Origin of the sequence: Streptomyces sp. NPDC060064, assembly GCF_042736455.1 — a bacterium.
In the GTDB taxonomy this organism is placed as follows: domain Bacteria; phylum Actinomycetota; class Actinomycetes; order Streptomycetales; family Streptomycetaceae; genus Streptomyces.
In genome coordinates this window covers 30,104-55,456 of record NZ_JBHWWF010000017.1, presented here as the reverse complement: position 1 = coordinate 55,456, position 25,353 = coordinate 30,104, and the positions used below count along the sequence as shown (strand labels likewise).

The window sequence follows — 25,353 nt, the reverse complement described above, 5'->3', positions numbered from 1 at the left end:
GGGGCTCCGCCCCGGACCCCGCGCCTCAATCGCCGGCGGGGCTGAATTTCGGGGCTCCGCCCCGGACCACCCCGCGCCTCAATCGCCGGCGGGGCTGGAATGTGCCGCCGGTCGGCCTGAACCCTCAGGCCGACCGGCGGAAATCAAGCCCCCCCGGGTCCGCCGGGCCGTGGGCCCGTGCTCCGTGCGCGGGAGCCATCGCGTCACCCGGCGCCCCGCCAGCTCCACCGCCGTCGACGTCAGCCAGCCCAGGACGCCGATCGTCGCCATGCCGACGAACACGCCCGGGTAGTCGACGACCGTGTAGTCCTGCCAGGTCCGGTACCCCACCCCGTACTCCCCGGAGATCATCTCCGCCGAGATCACACAGATCCACGAGACACCGATGCCCACCGAAAGACCCCCGAGGATCCCCGGCAGCGCGCCTGGCAGGACCACCGAGCCCAGTACCCGCCACCGGCCGCCGCCCATCGTGAGGACCGCCTCCTCCCAGACCGGGGTCAGGGCGCGTACCGCATGGCGGGTGGAGACCATGACCGGGAAGAAGGCCGCGGTGAAGGTGATGAAGACGATGCCTTGCTCATTGCTGGGGAAGAGCAGGATCGCCACCGGGACCAGGGCGATCGCCGGGATGGGGCGCAGCACCTCCAGGACCGGGCCGAGCAGGTCGGCGGCGAGGCGGGAGCGGGCGATCGCCGTGCCCACCGTTACTCCCGCGACCGCCGCCAGTGCGAAGCCCGTGACGATACGGGTGAGGCTGTCGGTCAGGTCCTGCCAGTACGGGCCGCTGCCGATCCGTTCCCCGAACTCTCGCGCGACGTCCAGGACCGTCGGGAACTGCTCGAAACGCAGCCACACATTCACGTCGAACGCGGTCAGCAGCTGCCACAGGCCGAGCGCGCCGGCGAGCGAGAGGGCGCGCAGGGCGTACCGCGGCCAGGCGGCGGTCATGACGCCGACGCCTGCTTCAGCGCATCGGCGTACGGGACGGTACGGGCACCCGGGTGCCCCGCGACAAACGCGGCGGCCGTGGACGGCGCGACGAAGGGCCGCAGTGTCGTGCCGTCCGCCACCCATACCGCCTTCTCGGCGAACCAGAGCGTTCCGGTGGAGGCGTCGGGGACATACGCCGCCCGCACCGCATCCCGATGAGCGGAGACATAACGCAGCAGCTCCGCAGGGGAGTTGAAGGGCTGCGTCACGGTCTTGCCCGTCAGCCACACCTCACTCCTCGCGGCAGCGGACGTGGCGGTGAGCGCCTTCGCATAGCCGTCGCCGTACGCCCGCTTCACATACTGGTCGTCGACGAACGCGTCCACATCCACGTCGCCCACCAGCTTCGCCGACTTCAGCACCGGCACGTCCTTCTTCAGGGCGTCCACCAGCCGCGGCTTGAGCGTCGGGTCGAAGGTGGCGATGCCGTTCGCGCCGTTGTACAGGTAGACCACCTCGGGCGGCAGTCCGGTCGCCTTGGCCACGGACTCCGCGGCCGCCACCGGGTGCGCACGCAGATACTCCGTCGCGTCGGCCTGCGCCCGCAGGAAGTCCTCGAGCACCGCGGGCCGCTTCTTCGCGAAGTCCTCGCGCGCCGTGACGCCGTGGAACGTCGGCAGGTTCAGCTCCGCCCCGTCGTACAACGCCTTCGCCCGGCCCTGGAACGCGAGCAGCCCCGGCCACGCCACGAACTGCGAGAGCGCGTCCACGCTGCCCGCCTGCAGTGCGGAGGCGCCCACCGCCGGCTGCTGGTTGAGCTTGCGGATGTCCTTCTCCGGGTCGATGTCCGCCCGCTGCAGCGCCCGTACGAGCGTGCCGTCGGCCGCCGAACCGACACTCGTCGACACCTTCTTGCCGCGCAGGTCCTTCAGCGACGCCACCTTCGAATCCGGTGCCGTCACCACCGTGTTGAGCCCGCCGCGCAGGTTGTAGCCGGTGACCGAGACCAGCCGCGTCGGCCGGTTCAGCTGTTTGCCGCGGGCCGCGTTGATCAGCAGCGGGAAGTCGCCCATCGAACCGATGTCGATCTTTCCGGCGGTCATCTGCGCGGTGATCGGCGCGCCCGTGGCGTAGTCCTGCCACTTCACCTTGTAGGTGACGCCGTCACGCTTGCCGCGGGCGGCGAGCTCCCGCTCGAAGTAGCCGAGCGAGCGCAGCAGTGTGCCGGCCGTGACGGTGTTGATGGTCTTGGACTGGTAGCCGACCGTGACGGTGACGGTCGAGCCGTCGCCCGCCTCCGCGGAGCCGCCGCAGCCGGTGAGCGGCAGCAGCAGGGCGGCGGCGAGGAGCGCAACTGGCTTGCGTGGCATGGGAGTTCGTACCTCTCAGCGAAGCAGATAGGGCATGTTGACGGTGACCGCGTCCGTGGGACACCGGGCCGCGCACGGGCCGCAGTACCAGCACTCGTCCACGTGCATGAAGGCCTTGCCGCTGTCCGGGTTGATCGCGAGGGAGTCGAGCGGGCACATGTCGACGCAGAGCGTGCAGCCGTCGATGCACTTCGACTCGTCGATGGTCACGGGCACGTCGGCGCGCTGGGGTGCCAGAGGCATGGCTGTCTCCAGGAGAGGGGTACGGGGCGAAGGTCAGAGGGAGCGGTGGAGCAGCCCGCTCATGGTGATGCGGTCGCCGCGGAAGCGGATGAACTCCAGGTCCACGGGCCGGCCGTCGGAGAGATGGGTGAGCCGTTCCAGCATGAGTACGGCCGCGCCGCGCGGGGCTTCGAGTACGGCGGCGGAGTGCGCGTCGGCGTTGACGGCCTCCAGGGTGATCTCGGCCGTGCCGAGCGGCTGCCCGGTGAGCGTCTCGAGCAGCCGGAACACATCGGTGTGCTCCAGGTCGCAGCCGAGCAGACCGGTGCCGATGTCCATCGGGATGTAGGTGAGGTCGAGGGAGAGCGGCAGGCCGTTCAGCCGGCGCAGCCGCTCGATGTAGAGCACGTCGGTGTGCTCCGCGAGGCCGAGCCGCCGGGCCACGGGTGCGGGCGCGGCGACCGGACCGACCGTACGGACTTCGTTGGTGACGTCGCCGTGTTCGTGCAGGGTTTCGGCGAGGCCCTGCAGCCGGTCGAGGCCGTGCGAGTACTTCTCGGACACCACGACCGTGCCGACGCCCGGCTGCCGTTCGACCAGCCCCTCCGTACGCAGCAGATCCAGCGCCTGCCTGACGGTGTTGCGGGACACGCGGTAGTCGTCGCCGATCGCGCCTTCGAGCGGCAGCACGCCGCCGGGGAAGCCGCCGGTGCGCACCTGGTGGCGCAGCAGGTCGGCGAGCTGCCGCGCCTGGTCCGCGCGCAGCCGCCGCCGTCGGGCGGCGGCGAGGGGCACGGTGTGCTCACGGGTACGTTCGGCTGGCATGCCCCGGACCATACCGACGCTGCGTCGGCGGTGGTGTTGCCAGAGTGTTGCGCCATGAAGCGGCCACCGGGACACCTCGCTGACCTGCGGTGATGCGGATCAGTCGGGAAGATCTGCCACCCCGAGGGAGTCAGTCGCCGCCGTCGCCGCCGCCGCCCCCATCGCCCCCGCCACCGTCTCCGTCGCCACCGAAGCTGATGCTGGTACTGCTCGACTTCTTGTCCTGGTGTATGGCGCGGTGCACGGCGTACGGGGCCCATTGCTCCCGTACGAGAACGCGCAGTGCGCCCCGCCCCCGCCAGGACTCGAATCTCGGATGGAGCACTTTGGCGATGCCGATCGCCGCGGTGAAGGCGGCCAGCAGCCGGCTGCGGCGGTCCGGGAAGCCGGCCCACACCGACTGGGCGTAGCGCCCGCGGGCCGGGGTCGAGAAGTCCTCGGCCGCCGCGGGGTACCGGCGGTACGGGAAGATGCCAAGGAAGCGATGGGTCTCCACCCGCAGCGCGCCGCGTCCCACCAGGTGGAGCAGGCACAACTCCTCGACGTGCCGCCCGGCGCGCCTGACCCAGGGCCGGGCGCGTACGCCGTCGCCGAACCGGCTGGTGCCCGGGGCCGGGAGACTCGCCAGTATCTGCGCCGACAGCGGGTTCTGCGGCGGCAGTGGATTGACCACCGTCACCTTGCCGCGCGCCTCGGCGACCCTGCCCTGGAGCTCCAGCTCGGCGAGGGCGGCGCCGGCCAGTCCGTACTGGAGGTAGCTCCTGCTGCAGTGCCGGCGGCCCGTCACGGGGTCGAGAGCGAGCAGCAGGAGCTCCTCGGGCAGGGTGAGTCCGGTCATTGTCCGGCGCTCGGTACGATCCGGCCGGTCACTTCGCCCAGGCCCACCCGTACGCCGTCCGGGCCCGGCGCCCAGGCGGTCATGGTCACCACATCGCCGTCCTCCAGGAAAGTCCGCTTGCCCTCGGGCAGTTCGAGGGCGTCCCGGCCGTTCCAGGTGAGCTCGAGCAGCGAGCCGCGCTGGTGGACCTCGGGGCCGCTGACCGTGCCGGAGCCGAAGAGGTCTCCCGTACGGAGCGAGGCGCCGTTGACCGTCATATGGGCCAGCTGCTGGGCGGCCGTCCAGTACATCGTGGCGAACGGCGGCTCGGCGACCACATGCCCGTTGATCGCCACCGTGATGCGCAGGTCGAAGCCGCCCGGCTCCTCCTCGGCGGAGTCGTCGAGGTAGGGGAGCAGATCGAAGTCCCTGGCAGGCGCGGCGGCCCTGGCCGCGTCCAGGGCCTCGAGCGGGGTCACCCAGGCGGATACGGACGTGGCGAAGGACTTCCCGAGGAACGGGCCGAGCGGGACGTACTCCCAGGCCTGGATGTCGCGCGCCGACCAGTCGTTGAGGAGCGAGAGTCCGAAGACATGGTCGCGGAAGTCGCCGAGTGCGACCGGCCTGCCCAGCTCGGAGGGGGTGCCGACGAGGAAGGCCACCTCGGCCTCGATGTCGAGCTTCACGGACGGGCCGAAGAGCGGCGCGGCGTCGGCGGGGGTCTTGCGCTGGCCACAGGGGCGTACCACGTCCGTGCCGGAGACGACGACGGTGCCGGAGCGGCCGTGGTAACCGATCGGCAGATGCTTCCAGTTGGGGGTCAGCGCGTCCCCGTCCGGCCGGAAGATCTTGCCGACGTTGGTGGCGTGGTGCTCGCTCGCGTAGAAGTCGACATAGTCCGCGACGTCGTACGGGAGGTGCAGCGTGACCGAGCCGAGCGGGTGGAGGAGCGGCTCGATGTCCGGCCGGTGGGCGGGCACCGTGACCCAGGCCGTGAGCGCGCGGCGTACATCGCGCCAGGCGGTGCGGCCCGCGGCGAGCAGCGGATTGAGGCTCGGCTGCGCCAGCAGGGCGGCGTAGGGGGAGCCGAGGGCGTGCGCCGCCGCTCCCGCGTCGAGCACCTGGTCGCCGATGCGGACGCCGAGCCGTCGGCGGTCGGGCTCGTCGGCGGTGGTGAAGACGCCGTACGGGAGGTTGTGCGGGCCGAAGGGATCGCCTTCGGCCAGATCGAGCGGGCTCTGCTCGGGCATCGGTGCTTGCCTCGCTTTCCACGGGTGTGAGTGACACGTTACGTGGACGTTGCCCCGCGGCGGCAGGTCGCCCGCCCGACCCCGTCAGCCCGCCATGCGCGGGATGCGCTTCTCCCAGGTGCGGTGGAAGACGATCTCGCGGCCGTCCTTGCACACCACCTCGTTCGAGGTGATGAAGTCGGCCGCGTCGCAGCTGATTTCGGAGCGCGTCTCGATCCGGACGTCCCAGGCCAGTTCCGGCCGGTGCAGCCGGATCGTCCAGTCGGAGCGGGTGTGCGCGGAGTGCGGGTCGTTCTCCTGGATCGTGTACGTCTCCAGGGTGTCCTCGGTGAACTCGAGACCGTCCGGATGGACGCGGGTGCCGCCGTGGCGCGGGTCGACCTCGAGGCGCCATTCGCCCTTCGCGACATCCCGGATCACCAGCCGCTCCGGGCGCTGCTCGTCGAAGGTCGCCGGGACGCTGACTCCGAGCGGTTCGGACTGTTCGGGTTCCTCGAAGGTGATCTTGTCCGCTGTGTTCTCACCGGTCCCGGTGTTCTCCCCGGTCTCGCGTACGGGCAGTCCGAGGCGGGAGCCCACCGGGTCGAGCGTGAAGCCGGCCGAGCCGGTCTGCGGCCAGATCCAGGGCCAGTACGCGGAGGAGACGGCGAGCCGGATGCGGTGGCCCGGCGGGAAGGTGTGGCCGATGGCGCTGAGCTCGAAGGTGACGTCCTCCGTCGTGCCGGGCGGCCAGGCGTTGGCCCGTTCGCGGCCGTGGCGGGCGGAGAGGTTGAGGACGCCGCGGGTCACCAGGGTGGAGGAGCCGTCCGGGGCGACGTCGCAGAGCCGGGCGATCGCCTGGCCGTGGGGCGCGTCCAGGCGCAGCCGCAGGGTCACCCGGGGGCGGCCGAGGATCTCGATCGGGTCGCCGGTGAGGGGGAACTCGAAGCAGGCCGAGCCGGCGTCCTCGTCGCGCTGGTCGGGCGGCAGGTCGCCGTCGTTTCCGGAGGGCAGGAAGCGGCCGGCGTCCAGGCCGGTGTGGAGCGGCGAGTCGACGATCACCGGCGCGCCCTGGAGCGCGTACGGGACGGTGGTGATGTGCGGCGAGGGCCAGGCGTTGTCGCCGACCCAGTGGCCCGGCAGTTCGGCGTACGTCGTCGCGGGCGGATGCGACTCGCTGATCCAGGAGCGCAGCAGGGGCTCGGCCATGATGTCGTTCTCGAGGCCTTTGAGGTGGTGGTCCCACCAGCGCAGGGTCTCCTGCAGAAAGCCGATGGCGGGCCCGGGCGGCCGCCCCCGGTCCGGGTACTCGTGCGACCACGGGCCGATCAGCCCTCGTACACGATCGGGCGGAAGATGCTCCACCAGTCGCAGCACCGTGTCCCGGTACGGATCGTGCCAGCCACCCACCGCCAGCACCGCCGCGTCGATCGCCGAGCAGCCCTCGCGGACGCTGCCGTGCTTCCAGTAGTCGTCGCGGATCTGGTGGGCGAGCCAGGTGTGGATGCGGGGTTCGACGGCTTCCAGCCGCTTCAGCCACATCTCGCGCCACGCGTCGCCGACGAAGAGCGGGTCCGGCGGGCGGGCGACGGAGGCGAGCAGGGTGGCGGACCAGGCGTGCATGCCGGCGGCGAGCACCGAACCGCCCATGTAGTGCATGTCGTTGTCGTACCCGTCGTCCGCCGAGCAGACCGTGACGACCGCCTTCAGCGGCTCGGGCGCGAGCGCCGCGATCCGGAGCGCGTTGCGGCCGCCCCAGCCGATCCCGAACATGCCGACCCGGCCGGTGCACCAGGGCTGCCGGGCCAGCCAGTTGACGACGGCGACCCCGTCGGCCGGCTCGGTCGTGTCGTAGGCGTCGCCCGGCATGCCCTCGCTGTTGCCGTGTCCGCGGATGTCGACCCGTACCGAGGCGTAGCCGTGGCCCGCGTACCAGGGATGACGCTGGTGGTCGCGCGGCGCGGTCCCGTCGCTGAGCCGGTGCGGCAGATATTCGAGGAGTGCCGGTACGGGCTCGTCGGTGAGCGGCCGCCAGACGCGCGCATACAGCTTCGTCCCGTCCGGGAGCGGGATACGGACATCCTGATGGCCGGTGTCGTACGGGAACTCGGTACGGATGCGCATGGCAGGACCTCGGTTCAGTACAAAAGGCCCACTCATGGGTGTATGAGCTGATCCTGAACATACCGGGGGAGGCGGGAAGGCGCCCACGGTGATCGAAACGCGACCGGATACGCTGACTTGAGTGAATCCAGCGACACATCGACAATCCGTTTGATCGTCAGCAGACAGGAGATCCCCTCGTGACCGTCGTCGGGCCGTTCGGGCTGAGCGTGCGGGACCAGGCTCTTGAGGCCGATGTCCAGACCGGATTGGCGGCTGTCGAGGCGGGGCTCCTCGATGCCACCAAGAGCGAGGTTCCCTTCATCACGCAGGCCGCACAGCACCTCGTACGCGCCGGGGGCAAGCGCTTCCGGCCGCTGCTGGTGATGCTCGCCGCCCAGTTCGGTGATCCGCACGCGCCGGGTGTCGTGCCCTCGGCCGTGGTCGTCGAGCTGACCCATCTCGCGACGCTGTACCACGACGATGTGATGGACGAGGCCGAGGTCAGGCGCGGTGTGGACAGCGCCAACGTGCGCTGGGGCAACTCCGTCGCCGTGCTGACGGGCGACTTCTTGTTCGCGAGGGCCTCGCACATACTGGCCGACCTGGGCCCGGAGGCCGTACGCATCCAGGCGGAAGCCTTCGAGCGCCTGGTCACCGGCCAGATCCTGGAGACCGCGGGGCCGCGCGACGGCCGCGACCCGGCCGAGCACTACCTCGATGTCATCGGGGGCAAGACGGGCTCGCTGATCGCGGTCTCGGGGCGGTTCGGCGCGATGATGTCCGGCGCTGACGAGGGTGTCGTGGACATCCTCACCCAGTACGGGGAGCGGCTCGGCGTGGCCTTCCAGCTCGCCGACGACGTGCTCGACATCGCCAGCGACTCGCACGAGTCGGGCAAGACGCCCGGCACGGATCTGCGGGAGGGCATCCCGACCCTGCCCGTGCTGCATCTGCGTGCACAGGCGGCGGCGCACGAGCGGCCCGAGGATCTGGAGCTCGTCGCGCTGCTCGACGGGGATCTGACGGACGACGACCGGCATGCCGAGGCGCTGCGGCTGCTGCGCGCCCATCCGGCCCTCGAGCAGGCCAGGCGGGACACCGTGCGGTACGCGGAGGAGGCGCGGGCGATGCTCGCTCCGCTGCCCGAGTGCTACGCCAAGGCCGCTCTGGAAGAGCTGTGCGACGCGGTGGTCCACCGCGCGGGCTGACCCCGTCCGTTTGCCTGTACGACACCTCCCCTACACCCTCCTGGCGGGTGTGCGCACGCCCTCTCGCGATCTGTGACGCGGGTCACATTGTTGGATTGAGTCTAACCTAGGATCCACTCCGTACTCATGCCCAGAAGCTGACGCAGTGGGCGTTGGCATCGTGTACGGGGAGATTTCGTAATGAAGCGGAACACGACCATCCTTATCGGTACCGCCGTCGCCGCCGCGGCCGGTGTCGCCCTCACCGTCCTGCCGGCCTTCGCCGACAGCAACAGCTCCGCCGCCGGGCACTCGGGCCACGCGGACAGCAGCGCGGGCATCGCCGTACAGAGCGGCGCCGGCAGCCGCTCCGACCGCGGCGCCGCCCTCTTTGTGGCGAGCCTGAACGGCGCGAGCGAGGTGCCGGTCCAGGGCGGGCCCGCCGTCGGTGACCGCGACGGTGCCGCGCTGGAGTTCGTGAAGGTCAAGGGGGACAAGGTGTCCGTCGCCGTGAAGTTCCGCGGCACCGACAAGCCGACCGCCCTCCACATCCACCAGGGCGTGAAGGGCACCAACGGCGGCATCAAGATCGACTTCACCGGCCTGCTGAACAAGGGCAAGACCAAGAGCAAGGGCTGGACCGGCGCGGTCACCGGCACGGTCAAGGTCACGGACAAGGCCGTGCTCGACGCCTTCAAGACAGATCCGAGCGGTTTCTACGCCAATCTGCACACCGCCGAGTTCCCGGGCGGCGCGGTCCGCGGCCAGTTCCACAAGGTGACCAACTCCTTCGCCTTCGACAAGGCGCTCGACAACGTGCAGGCCTCCGTCGTCAAGGGCAAGCAGATCTACGAGTGCAAGAAGGGCGACGACGGCAAGCTCTCCTTCCAGCAGCGTGATGTGCGCGCCGTCCTCGGCGGGCACATCGCCCACTCCTTCATCGCCCCCAACTCCGGCACGCCGCAGTGGATCGCACCGGACCACAGCGCCGTCACCGGCAAGCTGATCAGCAAGACACCGAACGGCGACAAGAACATCGCCGAGCTGGACCTCCAGGCCACCCAGTCCGGCAAGAAGCGGGGGCTGTTGGCGAACACCCAGGAGATCTTCCGGCTGAACACCGTGGGCGGCGTCGCCCCGGCCGGCAGCTGCGAGCAGGGAGCGATCGTGGGCGTCCCCTACGGGGCGGACTACGTCTTCATTCAGAAGTAACCGGTCCTGCAACAGGGCTTGCGGCGCTTCCCCCACTGGTTGGGGGAGGCGCCGCGCCTCTACTGTCATCCCAGAGCAGTAGGCCAAGTTGCTCCCGCGGTCTGACGCTTCTGCAGGCCCGGTTTGGTCAGATGAATACACCACGCCTGACCAACCACGGAGGTAGGGCACACCATGGCACCGAACGACAGCGCACAGACCACCGAAGAGGCCCAGGACCTCGCAGCGGGCCGCCGCAAGGCAGCGCGCTACATCGTCCCGGTCGCGGTGGCCGGGGTGGCGGCGGCGACCATCGGGCTCGTCCCGGCGCTCGCTGCTTCCGGTGACCCCGATCTGCCGAAGATCAGCGCGCAGAAACTCATCGAGAAGATGGCCGCGTCGGACACCCAGCAGCTCTCCGGCACGGTGAAGATCAACACCGACCTCGGCATCCCGTCGCTGGGCGGTCTGGCGGGCCTGGGCGGCGGCTCCCTCGGCCCCAAGGGCGGGGAGCAGGACGGGTCGGGCTCGTCCGCCGCTCCCGAGGGCAAGCTGATGGAGCTGGCCTCCGGCTCGCACACCCTGCGGGTCGCGGCCGACGGCCCCGACAAGGCGAAGGTGTCGATCCTGGAGGACACCGCCGAGTACAGCCTGATCCACAACGGCGACGAGGTCTGGGCTTACGACAGCGCCTCGAACGAGGCCTTCCACGCCAAGGACGACGGCAAGGGCGACAGCTCCGGCAGGAAGGGCTCCGGCAAGGAGCACCAGGCCCTGCCGAAGGACCTCCCCAGCACGCCCAAGCAGTTCGCCGAAGAGGCGCTCAAGGCCGCGGGCGACACCACCTCGGTGACCGTCGGCGGTACGGCGCAGGTGGCCGGCCGCGATGCGTACCAGCTGGTCATCAAGCCCAAGCAGAGCGGCTCGACGATCGGCTCGATCAAGGTCGCGGTGGACGCCAAGAACGGCGTGCCGCTGAAGTTCACGCTCACCCCCAGCAGCGGTGGCAAGGCCGCGATCGACGTCGGCTTCACCAAGGTCGACTTCTCCGAGCCGGACGCGTCGACCTTCAACTTCACCCCGCCCAAGGGCGCGAAGGTGACGGAGGCCGACGAGCTGAAGCAGGACAAGGGAGCCAGGAACCACGAGGACTTCATGGGCCTGGAGGACTTCCAGGGGCTGAACGTCATCGGCAAGGGCTGGAACGCCATCGCCAAGATCGAGGCGCCGGGCGGCGAGGGAATCACCCCGCCGAAGAAGGACGGCGATGTGCCGCCGGAGGCCGAGAAGTTCCTGGACGCGCTGGGCGACCAGGTCCACGGCACGTTCGGCTCGGGCACGGTCTTCAAGACCCGCCTGGTCAATGCCCTGATGACGGACGACGGCACGGTCTACGTCGGCGCCGTGACCCAGGACGCGCTCGTGAAGGCCGCGAACGAGGCAAAGTAACACCAGGTCAGGCATGACGACGCGTGCTTACCGTCCGCCCCGCCGTACGCTCCGTACGGTGGGGCGGACCGCTGACCGAGTGAACGGGGGACCGGAATGACAGCCGTCATCGAGACGCATGGGCTCACCAAGCGTTACCGGGGCGGGCAGTTGGCCGTCGAGCGGCTCGATCTCAGCGTGCCTGACGGCAGCGTCTTCGGGTTCCTCGGCCCCAACGGCTCCGGCAAGACCACCACCATCCGGATGCTGATGGGGCTCATCGAGCCGACCGCAGGCAGCGCCACGGTCCTCGGTCTGCCCATGCCGCGCGCCGTCCGCACCGTACTTCCGCAGGTGGGGGCGCTGATCGAAGGGCCCGCGCTGTACGGGTTCCTGAGCGGCCGCGACAATCTGCTGCGCTACGACTCCGCCGACCCGAGCGCCGATCCCCGAACACGGCGCACCCGTGTCGCCGCCGCGCTGGACCGGGTCGGGCTGACGCAGGCCGCGGGCAAGAAGGCCAAGGCGTACTCGCTCGGGATGAAGCAGCGGCTGGGGCTGGCCGCCGCGCTGCTGCAGCCGCGGAAGCTGCTGGTGCTCGACGAACCGACGAACGGTCTCGATCCGCAGGGCATGCGGGAGATCCGTTCCCTGGTACGGGAGCTGGCGGCCGACGGCACCACGGTCTTTCTCTCGTCCCATCTGCTCGACGAGATCGAGCAGGTCTGCACGCATGCCGCGGTGATGGCCCAGGGCCGGCTTCTCACCCAGGGCCCGGTCGCCGACCTCGCGGCGGGCACGCGCGGGCGGCTGGCCGTCACCACCCCCGACCCCGCCGACGCCGCCCGGCTCCTCAAGGAGCTGGGGGTCACCGATCTGGCCGTGACCGGGGACGGGGTGACGGGCGAACTGCCGGCCAAGGAAATCGAGCTGGCGGAGATCAACGCCGCGCTGGTGCAGGGTGGCGTACGGGTACGAGGCTTCGGCATCGAGCGCGCCTCGCTCGAGGACGCCTTTGTCGCGCTGACCGGAGAGGGCTTCGATGTCGCAGGCTGACACTCTCGTACGCGAAAGGACGAGCAGCCCGCTGTGGACGTTCGGCCTCTTCCGCTCCGAGCTGACCATCACCTTCCGCCGCTGGCGCACGCTCGCGCTGCTGGGAGTGCTGGCCGCCGTACCCGTACTGATCGGCATCGCCATCAGGGTCGAGACGAGCGGCGGCGGGCCGGTCGGCGACGGCAGGGGTGGCGGCCCCGCTTTCATCACCCAGATCACCAACAATGGCCTGTTCCTGGTCTTCGCCGCGCTCGCCGCGACCCTCCCGGTCTTCCTGCCGATGGCGATCGGCGTCGTCGCGGGTGATGCGATCGCGGGCGAGGCGAACTCCGGCACCCTGCGCTATCTGCTGGTCGCCCCGGCCGGACGCAGCCGGCTGCTGCTCGCCAAGTACGCCACCGCCTGCGCCTTCTGCCTGGTGGCGACCCTGGTCGTGGCGGTGTCCGCGCTCGCCGTCGGCTCGCTGCTCTTCCCGCTCGGCGATGTCACGACCATTTCCGGCACCCGGATCTCCTTCGGCGACGGACTGCTGCGCGCCGCGCTGGTCGCGGCCGTCGTCGCCGCCTCGCTGAGCGGGCTCGCGGCGCTCGGTCTCTTCATCTCGACACTCACCGGCAGTGGCATCGCAGCGATGGCGACGACGGTCGGACTGGTGATCACGGTGCAGATCCTGGACACGATTCCGCAGCTGCACGGGATCCATCCGTATCTCTTCCCGCACTACTGGCTGTCGTTCGCGGACGTGATGCGGGAGCCGGTCTACTGGGACGAGGTGCTGAAGAACCTCGGTCTGCAGGGGGTGTACGCGGCGGTGTTCGGGTCGGCGGCGTGGGCGCGCTTCACGGTGAAGGACATCACCGCGTGAAGAACCTCACCGGGTGAAGAGCTCCTCGGGTGAAGAACTCCTCGGCCCGGGCGGCCGCGTCCGTGTCGCTCTCCATCCGACCCGTGCGCGTACCCCAAAGATGACTGCATGCGTGCGCAGATATGCACACGCATGCAGCCTGTGGGGGGTGGCGGTCGTGGGACCTCTCAGAAGGTGAGCTTGAAGCTGTTGATGTAGCCGGTGTCCTGCGCCGCCTTGTCCTGGACCCGCAGCTTCCAGGCGCCGTTGGCGACCTCGGAGGAGGCGTTGACCGTGTACGTCGCCTGGACGTTGTCCGCCGAGTCGGAGGAGCTGAACGGCTTCAGGTTGTACACCGTTCCGTCCGGGGCGACCAGGTCGACGACCAGGTCGCCGCGCCAGGTGTGGATGATGTCCACGCCCGCCTTGAGGGTGGCCGGGGCGTTGCCCGTACGGCCCGTGACGTTGACCGTCGAGGTGACAGCCGCGCCGTTGTCCGGGATGGCGACGTCCGTCGTGGTCTCGTACACGTCACCCGGCGGTGTGGTCGTCCCGGCGGACAGCGTCCAGATCGCATGCGCGATCGCATCGCTGTTGCGGTCGAGCGCGGTGTCGTCGATGTTCGACGAGGTGTCGCAGGAGGAGTGGTAGCAGCGGTCGAAGGCCTGGCCGGCCGTGCCGCCCCACTTCTGGGCCTGGGCCGCCGTCTTGGTGTAGTCGGCGCCGGTGAACAGGCCGCCGACGGGGACGCCCGCGTTCTTGAACGGCGCGTGGTCGGAGCGGCCGTCGCCCTCGGTCTCGATCTCGGTCGGGATGCTGAGCCCCGCGAAGTAGTCCTTGAAGGTCTTCTCGATCGTCGGGTCGTCGTCGTACACGAAGTAACCGGGGTTCGGCGAGCCGATCATGTCGAAGTTCAGATAGCCGGAGATCTTCGAACGCTCGGCGGCGGGAAGGTTGTTGACGTAGTACTTCGACCCGACCAGACCCAGTTCCTCGGCACCCCACCAGCCGAAGCGCAAATGCTTCGCCGGCTTGAACTGGGCGCGGGAGACGGCGAGCGCGGTCTCCAGGACGGCCGCCGAGCCGGAGCCGTTGTCGTTGATCCCGGCGCCCGCGCCGACCGAGTCGAGGTGCGAGCCGGCCATCAGAATCTGGTTGGCGTCACCGCCCGGCCAGTCGGCGATCAGGTTGTAGCCGGTCGCGCCGCTGGAGGTGAACTGCTGGAGGGACGTGGTGAATCCGGCCGCATCCAGCTTGGCCTTCACATAGTCGATGGACGCCTTGTAACCGGCCCGGCCGTGCGCACGGTTGCCGCCGTTGGCGGTGGCTATCGACTGGAGCTGGGTGAGATGCGCCTTGACGTTGGCGAGCGGAATGTCGGGGGCGGCGAGCGCGGGCGCCGGGGTGGCGGGTGCCGGGGACGCGGTCGCTGCGGGCGCGGCGCTGACGAGCAGACCGGCGAGGGCGAGCGCGGCGGCCGCGGCCGTGCGTCTGGGGACAGAGAATTTCATGTGTGGGGGCTCCGGATTCCGAACGGGGGCGGGACGGAACGTGCGAGACGCCCTGGGACGGCGGGTCCCAGGGCGTTGGAGCTGTTGGTGCGCAGTGCGTGCTGAGAGTTCAGCGAGAGTTTGACTCACCGTCAAGGGCGGAAACCGGACAGTCGCGTTCGTATAGCGGACTGGACGGATCGCGGAATGGTCAATGCCGCGGTGCTGTTCGAGTACGAGGCTCGCAGGTCAGGAGCGGACGGCGCAGTTGGGCCGCAAGCTGTGTGCATGCCCATGCCCGCGCCGATGCCCATGCATATGCACGTGGACCTGTTCCCCATCCTGGAGGCCTTGGTCCGGCAGGTTCTGAGCGTCGGTGTGGTCACGCTGCTCTTCACCGTGTGCGCGATGGGTCTGCTGGTGGGCGTTCTTGCGCTGGCCACACGGCGCGTTCGCCGCCGCCGGAGCGAGGCCGAGGAGGAGTGCGGGGGGCTGGAGTCCTTCACTTGGGAGGAATCGGAGTAGGCGGATCCGCCGGCTCACTGCCCCGCTGCCCCACTGCCCCACCGCCCCACTACTCCACGCAGAATTCATTGCCCTCGGGGTCGGCCATGGTCGACCAGACGCCCACCGGCTCGTCCGCGTGGTACAGAACCGTCGCTCCCAGGCCCTCCAGCCGTGCGACCTCCGCCTCGCGCCGCTCGGGGCCGACGTGCAGGTCGAGATGGAGCCGGTTCTTGGCCGTCTTCGCCTCCGGTACGCGCTGGAAGAGGAGCCTGCGCCCGTGGCCCATCCCGCTGTCCTTGTCGAAGGGGTCGTCCGGATGCCGGACGGCGGCGTAATCGCGAAAGGCGTCCCGGCCGTGCGCCTGGAGCGTCGAGTCGTCCGGCAGTTGACCGTATCCGCGCAGGCGCTCGATGAGGGCGCTGTGGTCCTCGAGCTCGTAGCCGAGGGCCGCGGCCCAGAAGTCGGCCTGCGCGTGCGGGTCGGACGTATCGATGACGAGCTTCCAGTGCAGTGTCATGCCAACCAGTTATATGGCAACGCGGCGCTCGGCCGCGGCGCGTGCGTGGCCGAGCGTCAGGCGTGGGTTCCGCCTGCGATGCGGGGGACTGGCCGGTCCGGCCGGTCCGGGAGCCCCGCCGTGCGTCAGGCGGTGGGTTCCGTCTGCGGGGCGGGAGTCGAAGCCGAAGTCGGTGCGGGTGCGGGTGCGGGTGCGGACGCCGCGGCCGCGCGGGCCGCGCTCGCGAGGCGCAGCGCCGCCTTCGTACGCCGAGCCGTCCGCAGCGCGTCCCATGTCAGGCAGGTCAGCGCCAGCCACACCAGCGCGAAGCCCGCCCACCGCTCCGCAGGCATCGCCTCGTGGAAGTACAGGATCCCCAGCAGGAACTGGAAGACCGGAGCCAGATACTGCAGCAGCCCCAGGGTGGAGAGCGGTACCCGGATCGCCGCCGCGCCGAAGCAGACCAGCGGCGCGGCGGTCACCACGCCCGTCGCGGCGAGCAGCGCCGCATGGCCGGTGCCGTGGGTGCCGAAGGTGGCCGAGCCGTCCGCGCCCAGCCAGAGCAGAAAGCCCAGCGCCGGGAGGAACTGGATCGCGGTCTCCGCGGCCAGCGACTCGAGACCGCCGATGTTGACCTTCTTCTTCACCAGGCCGTACGTGGCGAACGAGAACGCGAGCGTGAGTGAGATCCACGGCGGCTGTCCGTAGCCGATCGCCAGCACCAGCACCGCCGCGAAGCCGGTGGCGACCGCCGCCCACTGCATCGGGCGCAGCCGCTCCTTCAGCAGCAGTACGCCCATCGCGATGGTGACCAGCGGGTTGATGAAGTAGCCGAGCGAGGCCTCGACGACATGGCCCGAGTTCACGGCCCAGATGTAGACGCCCCAGTTGACGGTGATGACCGCCGCCGCGACCGTGATGAGCCCCAGCTTCCGGGGCTGCCGTATCAGCTCACGGATCCAGCCCCACCGCTTCAGCGCCAGCAGCGCGATGCCGACGACGACCAGTGACCAGACCATCCGGTGGGCGAGGATCTCCACCGCACCGGACGGCTTCAGCAGCGGCCAGAAGAGCGGGACCAGGCCCCACATCCCGTAGGCCCCTATCCCGTACAGCAGTCCCGCCCGCTGTTCACCGTCCGACTTCACTGGCCCCTCCTGCCCTGCGTGCATCACCTCGTTGAAGGTACGCGGCGCGGGGGCAGGCTGTCATGTCCGTATCGCTATACGGTCATGACGGAACCTGGTCCGTCATGCCGTGTCGTCCGGGCGGTTCAGACCGCCGCGAGGGCCGCCGCGACCGAGTCGGCGAGCGGGGTCGTAGGACGGCCGGTCAGCCGGGCCAGGTCGCCCGTCGTGCCGGCCAGCAGGCCGCGCCCGACCGCCGCGTCGACGTCGACGAAGATCTCGGCGAGCGGCCCCGGCAGGCCCGCGCCGGTGAGGATCTGCAGGTGCGTCCCGGCCGGGACGCTGTTGTACGTGATCGTCCGGCCGGTCTGCCGGGACAGCTCGGCGGCGTACTCCTCGAAGGACCAGGCCACGTCGCCGCTCAGCTCGTATGCCTGCGCCAGGTGGCCCTCGCCGGTCAGCACGGCGGCCGCGGCCGCGGCGTAGTCCGCGCGGGCGGCGGAGGCTATCCGGCCCTCGCCCGCGCTCGCGACCACGGCGGAGTGCTCCAGCACCGGGGCGAGGTGCTCGGTGTAGTTCTCGGTGTACCAGCCGTTGCGCAGGAAGGTGTACGGCAGCCCGGAGTCGAGGATCACCTGCTCGGTGGCCTTGTGCTCGGCGGCCAGCTGGAAGTCGGCGTCGGGCCCGCCCAGCACGCCGGTGTACGCGAGCTGCGCGACGCCCGCCGCCTTCGCGGCCTCGATCACCGCGGTGTGCTGCGGCAGCCGTTGTCCGACCTCGCTGCCGGAAATCAGCAGGACGCGGTCGTCGGCGCGGAAGGCCCCGGCCAGCGACTCGGGCTCGCTGTAGTCGGCGATGCGCAGCTCGACGCCGCGCGCCGCGAGATCCGCGGCCTTCTCCTTGTTGCGTACAACGGCGGCGATCCGCTCCGCGGGGACCGTGGCCAGCAGCTCGTCGACGACGAGACGGCCGAGGGCTCCGGTGGCTCCGGTGACAACGATGCTCATGGGGGATTTCTCCTTCTTCGATGTGATTCCAGAGCTCACCCTACGTGGGGCACTAACCGTGCGTAAGTACCCACTTTGAAGTAAGGTACTGGTATGGCCGTAAGTAGAGATCCCGACGTCAATCACGCGATGTGCCCGTCGCGTCTGATCCTCGAGCACGTCACCAGCCGCTGGGGTGTGCTCGTTCTCGCCGCCCTGCTGGAGCGCTCGTACCGCTTCAGCGAGCTGCGGCGCGAGGTCGGTGGTGTCAGCGAGAAGATGCTCGCCCAGACCCTCCAGACGCTGGAGCGCGACGGCTTTGTGCACCGCGACGCCAAGCCGGTGATCCCGCCGCGCGTCGACTACTCGCTGACCGCGCTCGGCAAGGAGGCCGCCGAGCAGGTGTGGGGGCTGGCCCGCTGGACGGAACGGCGGATGCAAGAGGTCCTGGTGGCGCGCGCGGCATACGACGAAGCCCGGACCTCCTGACGGGAGATCCGGGCCTCGGACGGTGCGTGGAGCGTCAGCCGACGACGGTCCAGGTGTCGTTCCCGGCGAGCAGCGCGGCCAGGTCGCCCTTGCCGTTCTGCTCGATGGCGGTGTCGAGCTGGTCGGCCATCATCGTGTCGTAGACCGGCCGCTCCACACTGCGCAGCACCCCGATGGGCGTGTGGTGCAGAGTGTCCGGGTCGGCGAGGCGGGAGAGCGCGAAGGCCGTGGTCGGGCTGGCGCTGTGCGCGTCGTGGACCAGGATCTGCGACTCGTTCTCCGGCGTGATGGCGACGACCTTCAGGTCACCCGTCGCCAGGTCCCGTACGACACCCTTGTCGCCGTCGTTCCCGAAGCGGATGGGCTGTCCGTGCTCGAGGCGGATGATCGCCTCCTCCGCCTGCTGCTTGTCCTTCAGCACCTCGAAGGCGCCGTCGTTGAAGATATTGCAGTTCTGGTAGATCTCCACCAGCGCCGTGCCCCGGTGGTCGGCGGCCTGGCGGAGCACCTCGGTGAGGTGCTTGCGGTCGGAGTCGACGGTGCGCGCCACGAAGGACGCCTCGGCGCCGATCGCCAGCGACACCGGGTTGAAGGGCGCGTCCAGCGAGCCCATCGGCGTCGACTTGGTGATCTTGCCGACCTCGGAGGTCGGGCTGTACTGGCCCTTGGTGAGTCCGTAGATGCGGTTGTTGAAGAGCAGGATCTTCAGGTTCACATTGCGGCGCAGCGCGTGGATCAGGTGGTTTCCGCCGATGGAGAGGGCATCGCCGTCACCGGTGACGACCCAGACCGACAGATCGCGGCGCGAGGACGCGAGCCCGGTCGCGATGGCGGGAGCGCGGCCGTGGATGGAGTGCATCCCGTAGGTGTTCATGTAGTACGGGAAGCGGGAGGAGCAGCCGATTCCGGAGACGAAGACGATGTTCTCCTTCGCCAGGCCGAGTTCGGGCATGAAGCCCTGCACGGCGGCGAGGATCGCGTAGTCACCGCAGCCTGGGCACCAGCGCACTTCCTGATCGGACTTGAAGTCCTTCATGGACTGCTTGGCGTCGGCCTTGGGCACCAGCGAGAGCGCCTCAGTCATTGATGGCCTCCTTGAGAGCTGCGGCGAGCTGCTCGGCCTTGAACGGCATGCCGTTGACCTGGTTGTAGCTCTGTGCGTCGACCAGATATCTCGCCCGGATCAAGGTGGCGAGCTGGCCGAGGTTCATCTCGGGTACCACTACCTTCTGGTAACGCTCAAGAACCTCGCCCAGATTCCTCGGGAACGGGTTGAGGTGGCGCAGATGGGCCTGCGCGATGGGGAGGCCGGCGGTGCGCAGTCGGCGTACGGCGGCCGTGATCGGCCCGTACGTCGAGCCCCAGCCCAGGACGAGCGTGGTCGCGCCGTGCGGATCGTCGACCTCGACGTCGGGGACCTCGATGCCGTCGACCTTGGCCTGGCGGGTGCGGACCATGAAGTCGTGGTTGGCCGGGTCGTAGGAGATGTTGCCGGTGCCGTCCTGCTTCTCGATGCCGCCGATCCGGTGCTCGAGTCCGGGCGTCCCCGGAACCGCCCAGGGACGCGCCAGGGTCTGCGGATCACGCTTGTACGGCCAGAACACCTCCGTACCGTCAGCCAGCTCGTGGTTCGGGCCGGTGGCGAACTGCACACGCAGGTCCGGGAGCTCGTCGATCTCGGGGATCCGCCACGGCTCGGAGCCGTTGGCCAGATAGCCGTCGCTCAGCAGCAGCACCGGGGTGCGGTAGGTGAGCGCGATCCGGGCCGCCTCGAGAGCGGCGTCGAAGCAGTCGGCGGGCGTACGGGGCGCGACGATCGGGACCGGGGCCTCGCCGTTGCGTCCGTACATCGCCTGCAGCAGATCGGCCTGCTCGGTCTTGGTGGGCAGACCGGTCGAGGGCCCGCCGCGCTGGATGTCCACGATCAGCAGCGGCAGCTCCAGGGAGACCGCAAGACCGATGGTCTCCGACTTCAGCGCCACGCCGGGGCCGGAAGTGGTGGTGACACCGAGCGCGCCGCCGAAGGCCGCACCCAGCGCCGCGCCGATGCCCGCGATCTCGTCCTCGGCCTGGAAGGTCCGTACGCCGAAGTTCTTGTGCTTCGAGAGCTCGTGCAGGATGTCGGAGGCCGGTGTGATGGGGTACGAGCCCAGGTAGAGCGGCAGATCGGCCTGCTTGCTCGCGGCGACCAGCCCGTAGGAGAGGGCCAGATTCCCGGAGATATTGCGGTAGGTGCCGGTGGGGAACGCCTTGCTCGCCGGCGCGACCTCGTAGGAGACCGCGAAGTCCTCGGTCGTCTCGCCGAAGTTCCAACCCGCCCTGAACGCCGCGATGTTCGCCTCGGCGATCTGCGGCTTCTTGGCGAACTTGCTGCGCAGGAAGGTCTCGGTGCCCTCGGTCGGCCGGTGGTACATCCAGCTCAGGAGCCCCAGCGCGAACATGTTCTTGGAGCGCTCGGCCTCCTTGCGGGAGAGTCCGTACTCCTTGAGCGCCTCGACGGTGAGAGTCGTCAGCGGCACCGGGTGGACGCGGTAGGCGTCCAGCGAGCCGTCGTCCAGGGGCGAGGCGTCGTAGCCGACCTTGGCCATCGCCCGCTTCGCGAATTCGTCGGTGTTGACGATGATCTCGCCGCCGCGCGGCACATCGGCGATGTTCGCCTTGAGGGCGGCGGGGTTCATGGCGACCAGCACGTTCGGCGCGTCGCCCGGGGTGAGGATGTCGTGGTCTGCGAAATGCAGCTGGAAGCTGGATACGCCCGGGAGGGTTCCGGCAGGCGCCCGGATCTCGGCGGGGAAGTTCGGAAGTGTGGAGAGGTCGTTGCCGAACGACGCGGTCTCCGAGGTGAACCTGTCACCTGTGAGCTGCATACCGTCACCGGAGTCACCCGCGAAGCGGATGATCACCCGGTCCAGTCGACGGATTTCCTTCTCGCCGGCGGGCCTGCGCTGCTCGCCGACGAGAGCCTCATCGGACTCGTCATCGGCCTGCTCGGCTGGGCTACTGACCTGGCTGGTCACTGAACTGGACCTCCCTCGAGGCGGCTGTCCGGGCCCGGCCGGCCCACCGGCCGTCCCAATGCCACCCTACGTCCGTAAGGGTGGCCTTCCCTGGACCGCTCATATGCCGGACGTCTTTTTGAGACGCTCTGATGCCCTGGTTTGCCATGCTCCGCTCCGCCCCCCGGGTCCGTGGGTAAAGACGCTCCCTGTCCATTATTTGTTTCTGGGTCTGCCGCTCCACTCAATATCTGACAGAGTGTCAGTCAATTAGGAGTTCAGGTAGGTCAGCACCGCCAGTACACGCCGATGATCCCCGTCACTGGGGGAGAGTCCGAGCTTCAGGAAGATATTGCTGACATGCTTCTCGACCGCGCCGTCGCTCACCACGAGCTGCTTGGCGACCGCGGAGTTCGTCCGGCCCTCGGCCATGAGACCGAGGACTTCGCGCTCGCGCGGCGTGAGCCCGGCCAGCACATCCTGCTTACGGCTCCGGCCCAGCAGCTGCGCCACCACCTCGGGGTCCAGCGCGGTACCGCCCCGAGCCACCCGGACCACGGCGTCCACGAACTCACGCACCTCGGCGACCCGGTCCTTGAGCAGATAGCCCACGCCGCGGCTGCTGCCCGCGAGCAGCTCGGTGGCGTACCGCTCCTCGACGTACTGCGAAAGGACCAGTACCCCGACCCCGGGGTGTTCCTTGCGCAGCCGCACCGCCGCCCGTACGCCCTCATCCGTATGAGTGGGCGGCATCCGCACGTCCGCGACCACCACATCCGGCAGCGCGTCCTCCGCGGCCAGGTCGGCGACCGTCTTGATCAGCGCATCCGCGTCCCCCACGCCCGCCACGACATCGTGTCCGCGGTCGGTCAGCAGCCGGGTCAGGCCCTCCCGAAGCAGCACTGAGTCCTCGGCGATGACCACCCGCACTCTGTCCTCCACAACCCTGCAGCCCCCATGTCGATGTGCTTCCCACCCCTGCACCTTCCAGCATCCCAGTATTCGGACCGGATTGCGGGGTATTCAGCCTCGTGGGGGACCCCCCGGACGAAGTCTGGGGGAGTCTGGGGTTCGGGCTCGGGGCTCGGGGGCCGGGGCTCGGGACCTCGGGCCGGGGAGCCCCGACGTGGGCAGGAGCTCTCGGGGTCAGCCGCGCCAGGGAAGCTCGGCCGTCACGGTCGTCGGGCCACCGACCGGTGAGTCCACGGCCAGGATTCCGTCCACGGCGTCCAGTCGCTCGGCCAGACCCGCGAGGCCGGTGCCGGCCGAGGTGTCCGCGCCGCCCCGGCCGTCGTCCGTGACCTGCAGCATCAGCCGGTCCTGGGAGCGCCAGACATCCACCGTGGCACGGCCTGCCTGTGCGTGCTTGCTGACGTTCTGGAGCAGCTCGGAGACGGTGAAGTACGCGATGCCCTCGATGGCGGGGGCCGGCCTGGCGGGCAGGTCCACCTCCACGCTCACCGGGACTGTGCAGCGTGAGGCGACGGAGGAGAGCGCGGCGTCCAGTCCGCGGTCGGTCAGTACGGCGGGATGGATGCCGCGGGCCAGATCGCGCAGCTCCTGCAAGGCCACTTTCACCTCGCCGTGCGCCTCGTCCACCATGCGGGCGGCGGCGTCCGGATCCTCGAGCAGCTTCTCCTTGGCGAGACCGAGGTCCATGGCGAGTGCGACCAGGCGGGCCTGTGCGCCGTCGTGCAGATCGCGCTCGATACGGCGCAGATCGGCGGCCGCCGTGTCGACGACCACGCCGCGGTCCGACTCCAGCTCGACGACGCGCGTGGCGAGCCTGGAGGGCCCGAGGAGCCCGGCGACCAACACCCGGTCCACGCTCACCAGACCGCGCATGAGCCAGGGGGTGGCGAGCGTGAGGACCAGGCCGATCAGGCTGGTCACGGCGAGTTCGAAGGGCTCGTCCAGGTAGAAGTTGCGCGTGCCGTCGCGCGTGCCGTCGCCGTACACCTGCAGGCCGTCCTGGCCGGCGTACACCGGGAAGACCCATTGGTAGAGCGGGTAGAGCAGCAGGGTCCAGCCGGTCACCCAGAAGGTCAGCGAGACGCAGAAGGCGAAGACCGCCCACGGGAAGTGCAGCACCGCGTAGATCAGATGCCGCCAGGATGCCCCGCTCTTGAGGACCGCACCGACCCAGGGCATCAGCCCGCTCTTCTTGCCGCGCAGGGGCGCGGGGTCGGCGACGTCGAGGCCCAGCAGGGCGCGGGCCCGAGCGCGCTCCAGCGCGCCGAGCCCGCGGCAGCCGACCAGACCGGCGGCCAGGACCGGGATCCCGAGGAAGGTGACGAGCAGCCCCGCACCGAGCGAGACGGTGGTGATCGCGAAGGTGAAGAACACGATGCTCATCGGGAGGCTCAGCAGCAGATAGCCGAACTCGCGCCAGGTGCGGCCCTCGAGCGGTGCGCGCAGCGCGGGGGGGATGAAGTGGTCCCGGGTCTCCGGTCGGTAATCCGTGGCCATCGATGTCGTCCGTTCTGCGATGCGGGCTGTCATGACTCAAGGCTGCTGCGGCCGTGGGCCGCACACCATGAGGGCGGTTCCCGTCTTGGGGCGGGGGTTTTCCCCACCATGGGGGTATGTGGGGGCGGGGCGGACCGGCACCCCCGGCACCCCGGCGCCGCCCCCGCGCGCCGCGCTGCCCCCCCGTCCGCGCGCCGCGCCCCCCGCCCCCGTCAGCGTTTGCCGCTGCCGCTGCCGCTGCCGCTGCCGCTGCCGCTGCCGCTGCCGCTGCCGCTGCCGCGCTCCCGCCACGGCAGCTCCGCCGTGACGACGGTCGGCCCACCGACCGGTGAGTCCAGCACGAAGAGCCCGTCCACCGCGCCCAGCCGCTCGGCCAGACCCGCCATGCCCGTACCGCCGTCCAGTGACGCACCGCCGCGTCCGTCGTCCTGGACCTGGATCAGCAGCCGGTCGTTCGCCCGCCAGACATCCACCGAGACGTTCTTCGCCTGCGCGTGCTTGCTGACGTTCTGGAGCAGCTCGGAGACGGTGAAGTACGCGATGCCCTCGATCGCCTCGGCCGGTCGCTCCGTCAGATCGACGGTCACCTTCACCGGGGCCGTACAGCGTGAGGCGACGGAGGAGAGCGCGGCGTCCAGTCCGCGGTCGGTCAGTACGGCGGGATGGATGCCGCGGGCCAGATCGCGCAGCTCCTGCAAGGCCACTTTCACCTCGCCGTGCGCCTCGTCCACCATGCGGGCGGCAGCGTCCGGATCCTCGAGCAGCTTCTCCTTGGCGAGACCGAGCCCCATGGCGAGCGCGACCAGGCGGGCCTGTGCGCCGTCGTGCAGATCGCGCTCGATACGGCGCAGATCCGCCGCTGCCGTGTCGACGACCACACCCCGGTCCGACTCCAACTCGGCGACACGGCGCTCCAGTTCGTCGGAGGGGGAGAGCAGACCGCGCACCATCGCACGGTCGGCGTTGGCCAGTCCGCGTGCGACGAAGGGGAGTACGGGCCAGAGCACGAACAGGCTCACCAGCGTGATCGTGAAGGTCAGCACACCCCAGGGCAGCCGGATGAAGGAGTACAGCACCGACCGCCACGCCACCGGGTCCTTCAGGCCCACCCATAGCCAGGAGATGAGTCCGTCGCGGCGCTGGGATCCGTGCAGGGACCCGTGCAACGGGCTCGGCTCGTCTATCCGTACGCCGAGCAGCGCGCGGGCCCGGGCCCGCTCCGCCTTGCCGAGGTGGCGCGCGCCCGCGAGGCCGAGGGCGAGGAGCGGCAGACCGATCACCGTCACCGACAGTGCCACGCCGGTGAAGATCGTGAACGCCACGTAAACAAACCCGATCAGGGCGATCGGCAGATTGGTGAGGAGATGCGCGACCTCCGTCCAGCTGTGGCGGCCGAAGGCGAAGCGCGCGGGTGGCAGCCGGTCGTTGTCGGGAACGGTGATGCTTGCGGTCATACGCCCCACCCTGCCGGGCCGGGTCGCCGCACGCCATGGGGTGCATGGGTGGGATGAAGTAGGGATAACCCCACCCGATGCGAGACGCGACTGCTTACGGTCTCTTTAGCAGGGCCTAGACTCGCGTGCGT

The 25,353-nt window shown here is 69.9% G+C and carries 23 protein-coding genes; 7 read left to right on the top strand and 16 right to left on the bottom strand.

The features are described 5' to 3' along the window. Positions 1-78: 78 nt before the first annotated feature. The 7 genes from ACFWDI_RS21050 to ACFWDI_RS21020 all read right to left on the bottom strand — a co-directional run bounded on the left by ACFWDI_RS21050 (position 79) and on the right by ACFWDI_RS21020 (position 7,520). The gene (locus ACFWDI_RS21050; protein WP_385305920.1) at positions 79-951 is read right to left on the bottom strand and encodes an ABC transporter permease; all 873 of its coding nucleotides are present in this window, start codon (positions 949-951) and stop codon (positions 79-81) included. After that, on the bottom strand, positions 948-2,303 hold the full coding sequence (locus ACFWDI_RS21045; protein ID WP_385305918.1) for an ABC transporter substrate-binding protein: 1,356 nt from the start codon (positions 2,301-2,303) through the stop codon (positions 948-950). Before ACFWDI_RS21045 ends, ACFWDI_RS21050 begins: the two co-directional genes overlap by 4 nt. A gap of 15 nt (positions 2,304-2,318) precedes the next feature. Then, positions 2,319-2,546, bottom strand: coding sequence for a ferredoxin family protein (locus ACFWDI_RS21040; RefSeq protein ID WP_266533934.1), 228 nt, complete (start codon positions 2,544-2,546; stop codon positions 2,319-2,321). Positions 2,547-2,579: 33 nt separating this feature from the next. Continuing rightward, positions 2,580-3,350, bottom strand: a complete 771-nt coding sequence (locus ACFWDI_RS21035; protein ID WP_385305917.1) for a GntR family transcriptional regulator — start codon at positions 3,348-3,350, stop codon at positions 2,580-2,582. A 130-nt stretch (positions 3,351-3,480) separates the two neighbouring features. After that, positions 3,481-4,188 carry a GPP34 family phosphoprotein gene (locus ACFWDI_RS21030; RefSeq protein ID WP_385305915.1) on the bottom strand — a complete coding sequence of 236 codons (708 nt, stop codon included), beginning with the start codon at positions 4,186-4,188 and terminating at the stop codon, positions 3,481-3,483. Continuing rightward, positions 4,185-5,417 carry a fumarylacetoacetase gene (fahA, locus tag ACFWDI_RS21025; protein WP_385305913.1) on the bottom strand — a complete coding sequence of 411 codons (1,233 nt, stop codon included), beginning with the start codon at positions 5,415-5,417 and terminating at the stop codon, positions 4,185-4,187. The genes ACFWDI_RS21030 and fahA overlap by 4 nt, the downstream gene beginning before the upstream one ends. Before the next feature lie 84 nt (positions 5,418-5,501). Then, the gene (locus tag ACFWDI_RS21020) at positions 5,502-7,520 is read right to left on the bottom strand and encodes a CocE/NonD family hydrolase (RefSeq protein WP_385305911.1); all 2,019 of its coding nucleotides are present in this window, start codon (positions 7,518-7,520) and stop codon (positions 5,502-5,504) included. Positions 7,521-7,699: 179 nt separating this feature from the next. Between ACFWDI_RS21020 and ACFWDI_RS21015 the strand changes: the two genes are divergently transcribed. The 5 genes from ACFWDI_RS21015 to ACFWDI_RS20995 all read left to right on the top strand — a co-directional run bounded on the left by ACFWDI_RS21015 (position 7,700) and on the right by ACFWDI_RS20995 (position 13,229). Continuing rightward, positions 7,700-8,710, top strand: a complete 1,011-nt coding sequence (locus ACFWDI_RS21015) for a polyprenyl synthetase family protein (RefSeq protein ID WP_385305910.1) — start codon at positions 7,700-7,702, stop codon at positions 8,708-8,710. Between the two features lie 180 nt (positions 8,711-8,890). Beyond that, positions 8,891-9,901, top strand: coding sequence for a CHRD domain-containing protein (locus ACFWDI_RS21010; RefSeq protein WP_385305908.1), 1,011 nt, complete (start codon positions 8,891-8,893; stop codon positions 9,899-9,901). 174 nt (positions 9,902-10,075) lie between these two features. Beyond that, positions 10,076-11,329, top strand: a complete 1,254-nt coding sequence (locus ACFWDI_RS21005) for an outer membrane lipoprotein carrier protein LolA (protein WP_385305906.1) — start codon at positions 10,076-10,078, stop codon at positions 11,327-11,329. A gap of 96 nt (positions 11,330-11,425) precedes the next feature. After that, positions 11,426-12,364, top strand: coding sequence for an ABC transporter ATP-binding protein (locus ACFWDI_RS21000; RefSeq protein WP_327325436.1), 939 nt, complete (start codon positions 11,426-11,428; stop codon positions 12,362-12,364). Further along, the gene (locus tag ACFWDI_RS20995) at positions 12,351-13,229 is read left to right on the top strand and encodes an ABC transporter permease (RefSeq protein WP_385305904.1); all 879 of its coding nucleotides are present in this window, start codon (positions 12,351-12,353) and stop codon (positions 13,227-13,229) included. Before ACFWDI_RS21000 ends, ACFWDI_RS20995 begins: the two co-directional genes overlap by 14 nt. Before the next feature lie 167 nt (positions 13,230-13,396). Here the strand turns inward: ACFWDI_RS20995 and ACFWDI_RS20990 are convergent, their stop codons facing one another. After that, positions 13,397-14,719 (bottom strand): M28 family metallopeptidase, encoded by a 1,323-nt coding sequence (locus ACFWDI_RS20990; RefSeq protein ID WP_385305902.1) that lies wholly within the window; start codon positions 14,717-14,719, stop codon positions 13,397-13,399. Positions 14,720-14,986: 267 nt separating this feature from the next. Between ACFWDI_RS20990 and ACFWDI_RS20985 the strand changes: the two genes are divergently transcribed. Then, positions 14,987-15,223, top strand: a complete 237-nt coding sequence (locus ACFWDI_RS20985) for a hypothetical protein (protein ID WP_385305901.1) — start codon at positions 14,987-14,989, stop codon at positions 15,221-15,223. Between the two features lie 49 nt (positions 15,224-15,272). Here the strand turns inward: ACFWDI_RS20985 and ACFWDI_RS20980 are convergent, their stop codons facing one another. The 3 genes from ACFWDI_RS20980 to ACFWDI_RS20970 form a co-directional block, all read right to left on the bottom strand. Continuing rightward, positions 15,273-15,722: a VOC family protein gene (locus tag ACFWDI_RS20980; protein ID WP_385305899.1), complete on the bottom strand. Its 450-nt coding sequence runs from the start codon at positions 15,720-15,722 to the stop codon at positions 15,273-15,275. A 125-nt stretch (positions 15,723-15,847) separates the two neighbouring features. Next, a complete protein-coding gene (gene rarD, locus ACFWDI_RS20975; protein WP_385305897.1) occupies positions 15,848-16,849 on the bottom strand; it encodes an EamA family transporter RarD in 1,002 nt (333 codons plus the stop codon). A 125-nt stretch (positions 16,850-16,974) separates the two neighbouring features. After that, positions 16,975-17,835 (bottom strand): SDR family oxidoreductase, encoded by an 861-nt coding sequence (locus ACFWDI_RS20970; RefSeq protein WP_385305896.1) that lies wholly within the window; start codon positions 17,833-17,835, stop codon positions 16,975-16,977. A gap of 93 nt (positions 17,836-17,928) precedes the next feature. Here ACFWDI_RS20970 and ACFWDI_RS20965 point away from each other — a divergent pair, with 93 nt between their 5' ends. Beyond that, a complete protein-coding gene (locus ACFWDI_RS20965; RefSeq protein WP_327325442.1) occupies positions 17,929-18,303 on the top strand; it encodes a helix-turn-helix domain-containing protein in 375 nt (124 codons plus the stop codon). Between the two features lie 34 nt (positions 18,304-18,337). Here the strand turns inward: ACFWDI_RS20965 and ACFWDI_RS20960 are convergent, their stop codons facing one another. The 5 genes from ACFWDI_RS20960 to ACFWDI_RS20940 all read right to left on the bottom strand — a co-directional run bounded on the left by ACFWDI_RS20960 (position 18,338) and on the right by ACFWDI_RS20940 (position 25,222). Then, complete coding sequence (locus tag ACFWDI_RS20960; protein ID WP_385305893.1) at positions 18,338-19,387, bottom strand: 2-oxoacid:ferredoxin oxidoreductase subunit beta; 1,050 nt, start codon at positions 19,385-19,387, stop codon at positions 18,338-18,340. Beyond that, positions 19,380-21,320, bottom strand: a complete 1,941-nt coding sequence (locus ACFWDI_RS20955) for a 2-oxoacid:acceptor oxidoreductase subunit alpha (protein WP_385305892.1) — start codon at positions 21,318-21,320, stop codon at positions 19,380-19,382. Before ACFWDI_RS20955 ends, ACFWDI_RS20960 begins: the two co-directional genes overlap by 8 nt. A 249-nt stretch (positions 21,321-21,569) precedes the next feature. After that, positions 21,570-22,229: a LuxR C-terminal-related transcriptional regulator gene (locus ACFWDI_RS20950; protein WP_385306086.1), complete on the bottom strand. Its 660-nt coding sequence runs from the start codon at positions 22,227-22,229 to the stop codon at positions 21,570-21,572. Between the two features lie 216 nt (positions 22,230-22,445). Beyond that, positions 22,446-23,768, bottom strand: coding sequence for a sensor histidine kinase (locus tag ACFWDI_RS20945; RefSeq protein WP_385306084.1), 1,323 nt, complete (start codon positions 23,766-23,768; stop codon positions 22,446-22,448). Positions 23,769-23,980: 212 nt separating this feature from the next. Next, positions 23,981-25,222 carry a sensor histidine kinase gene (locus ACFWDI_RS20940; protein ID WP_385305891.1) on the bottom strand — a complete coding sequence of 414 codons (1,242 nt, stop codon included), beginning with the start codon at positions 25,220-25,222 and terminating at the stop codon, positions 23,981-23,983. Positions 25,223-25,353: the final 131 nt, after the last annotated feature.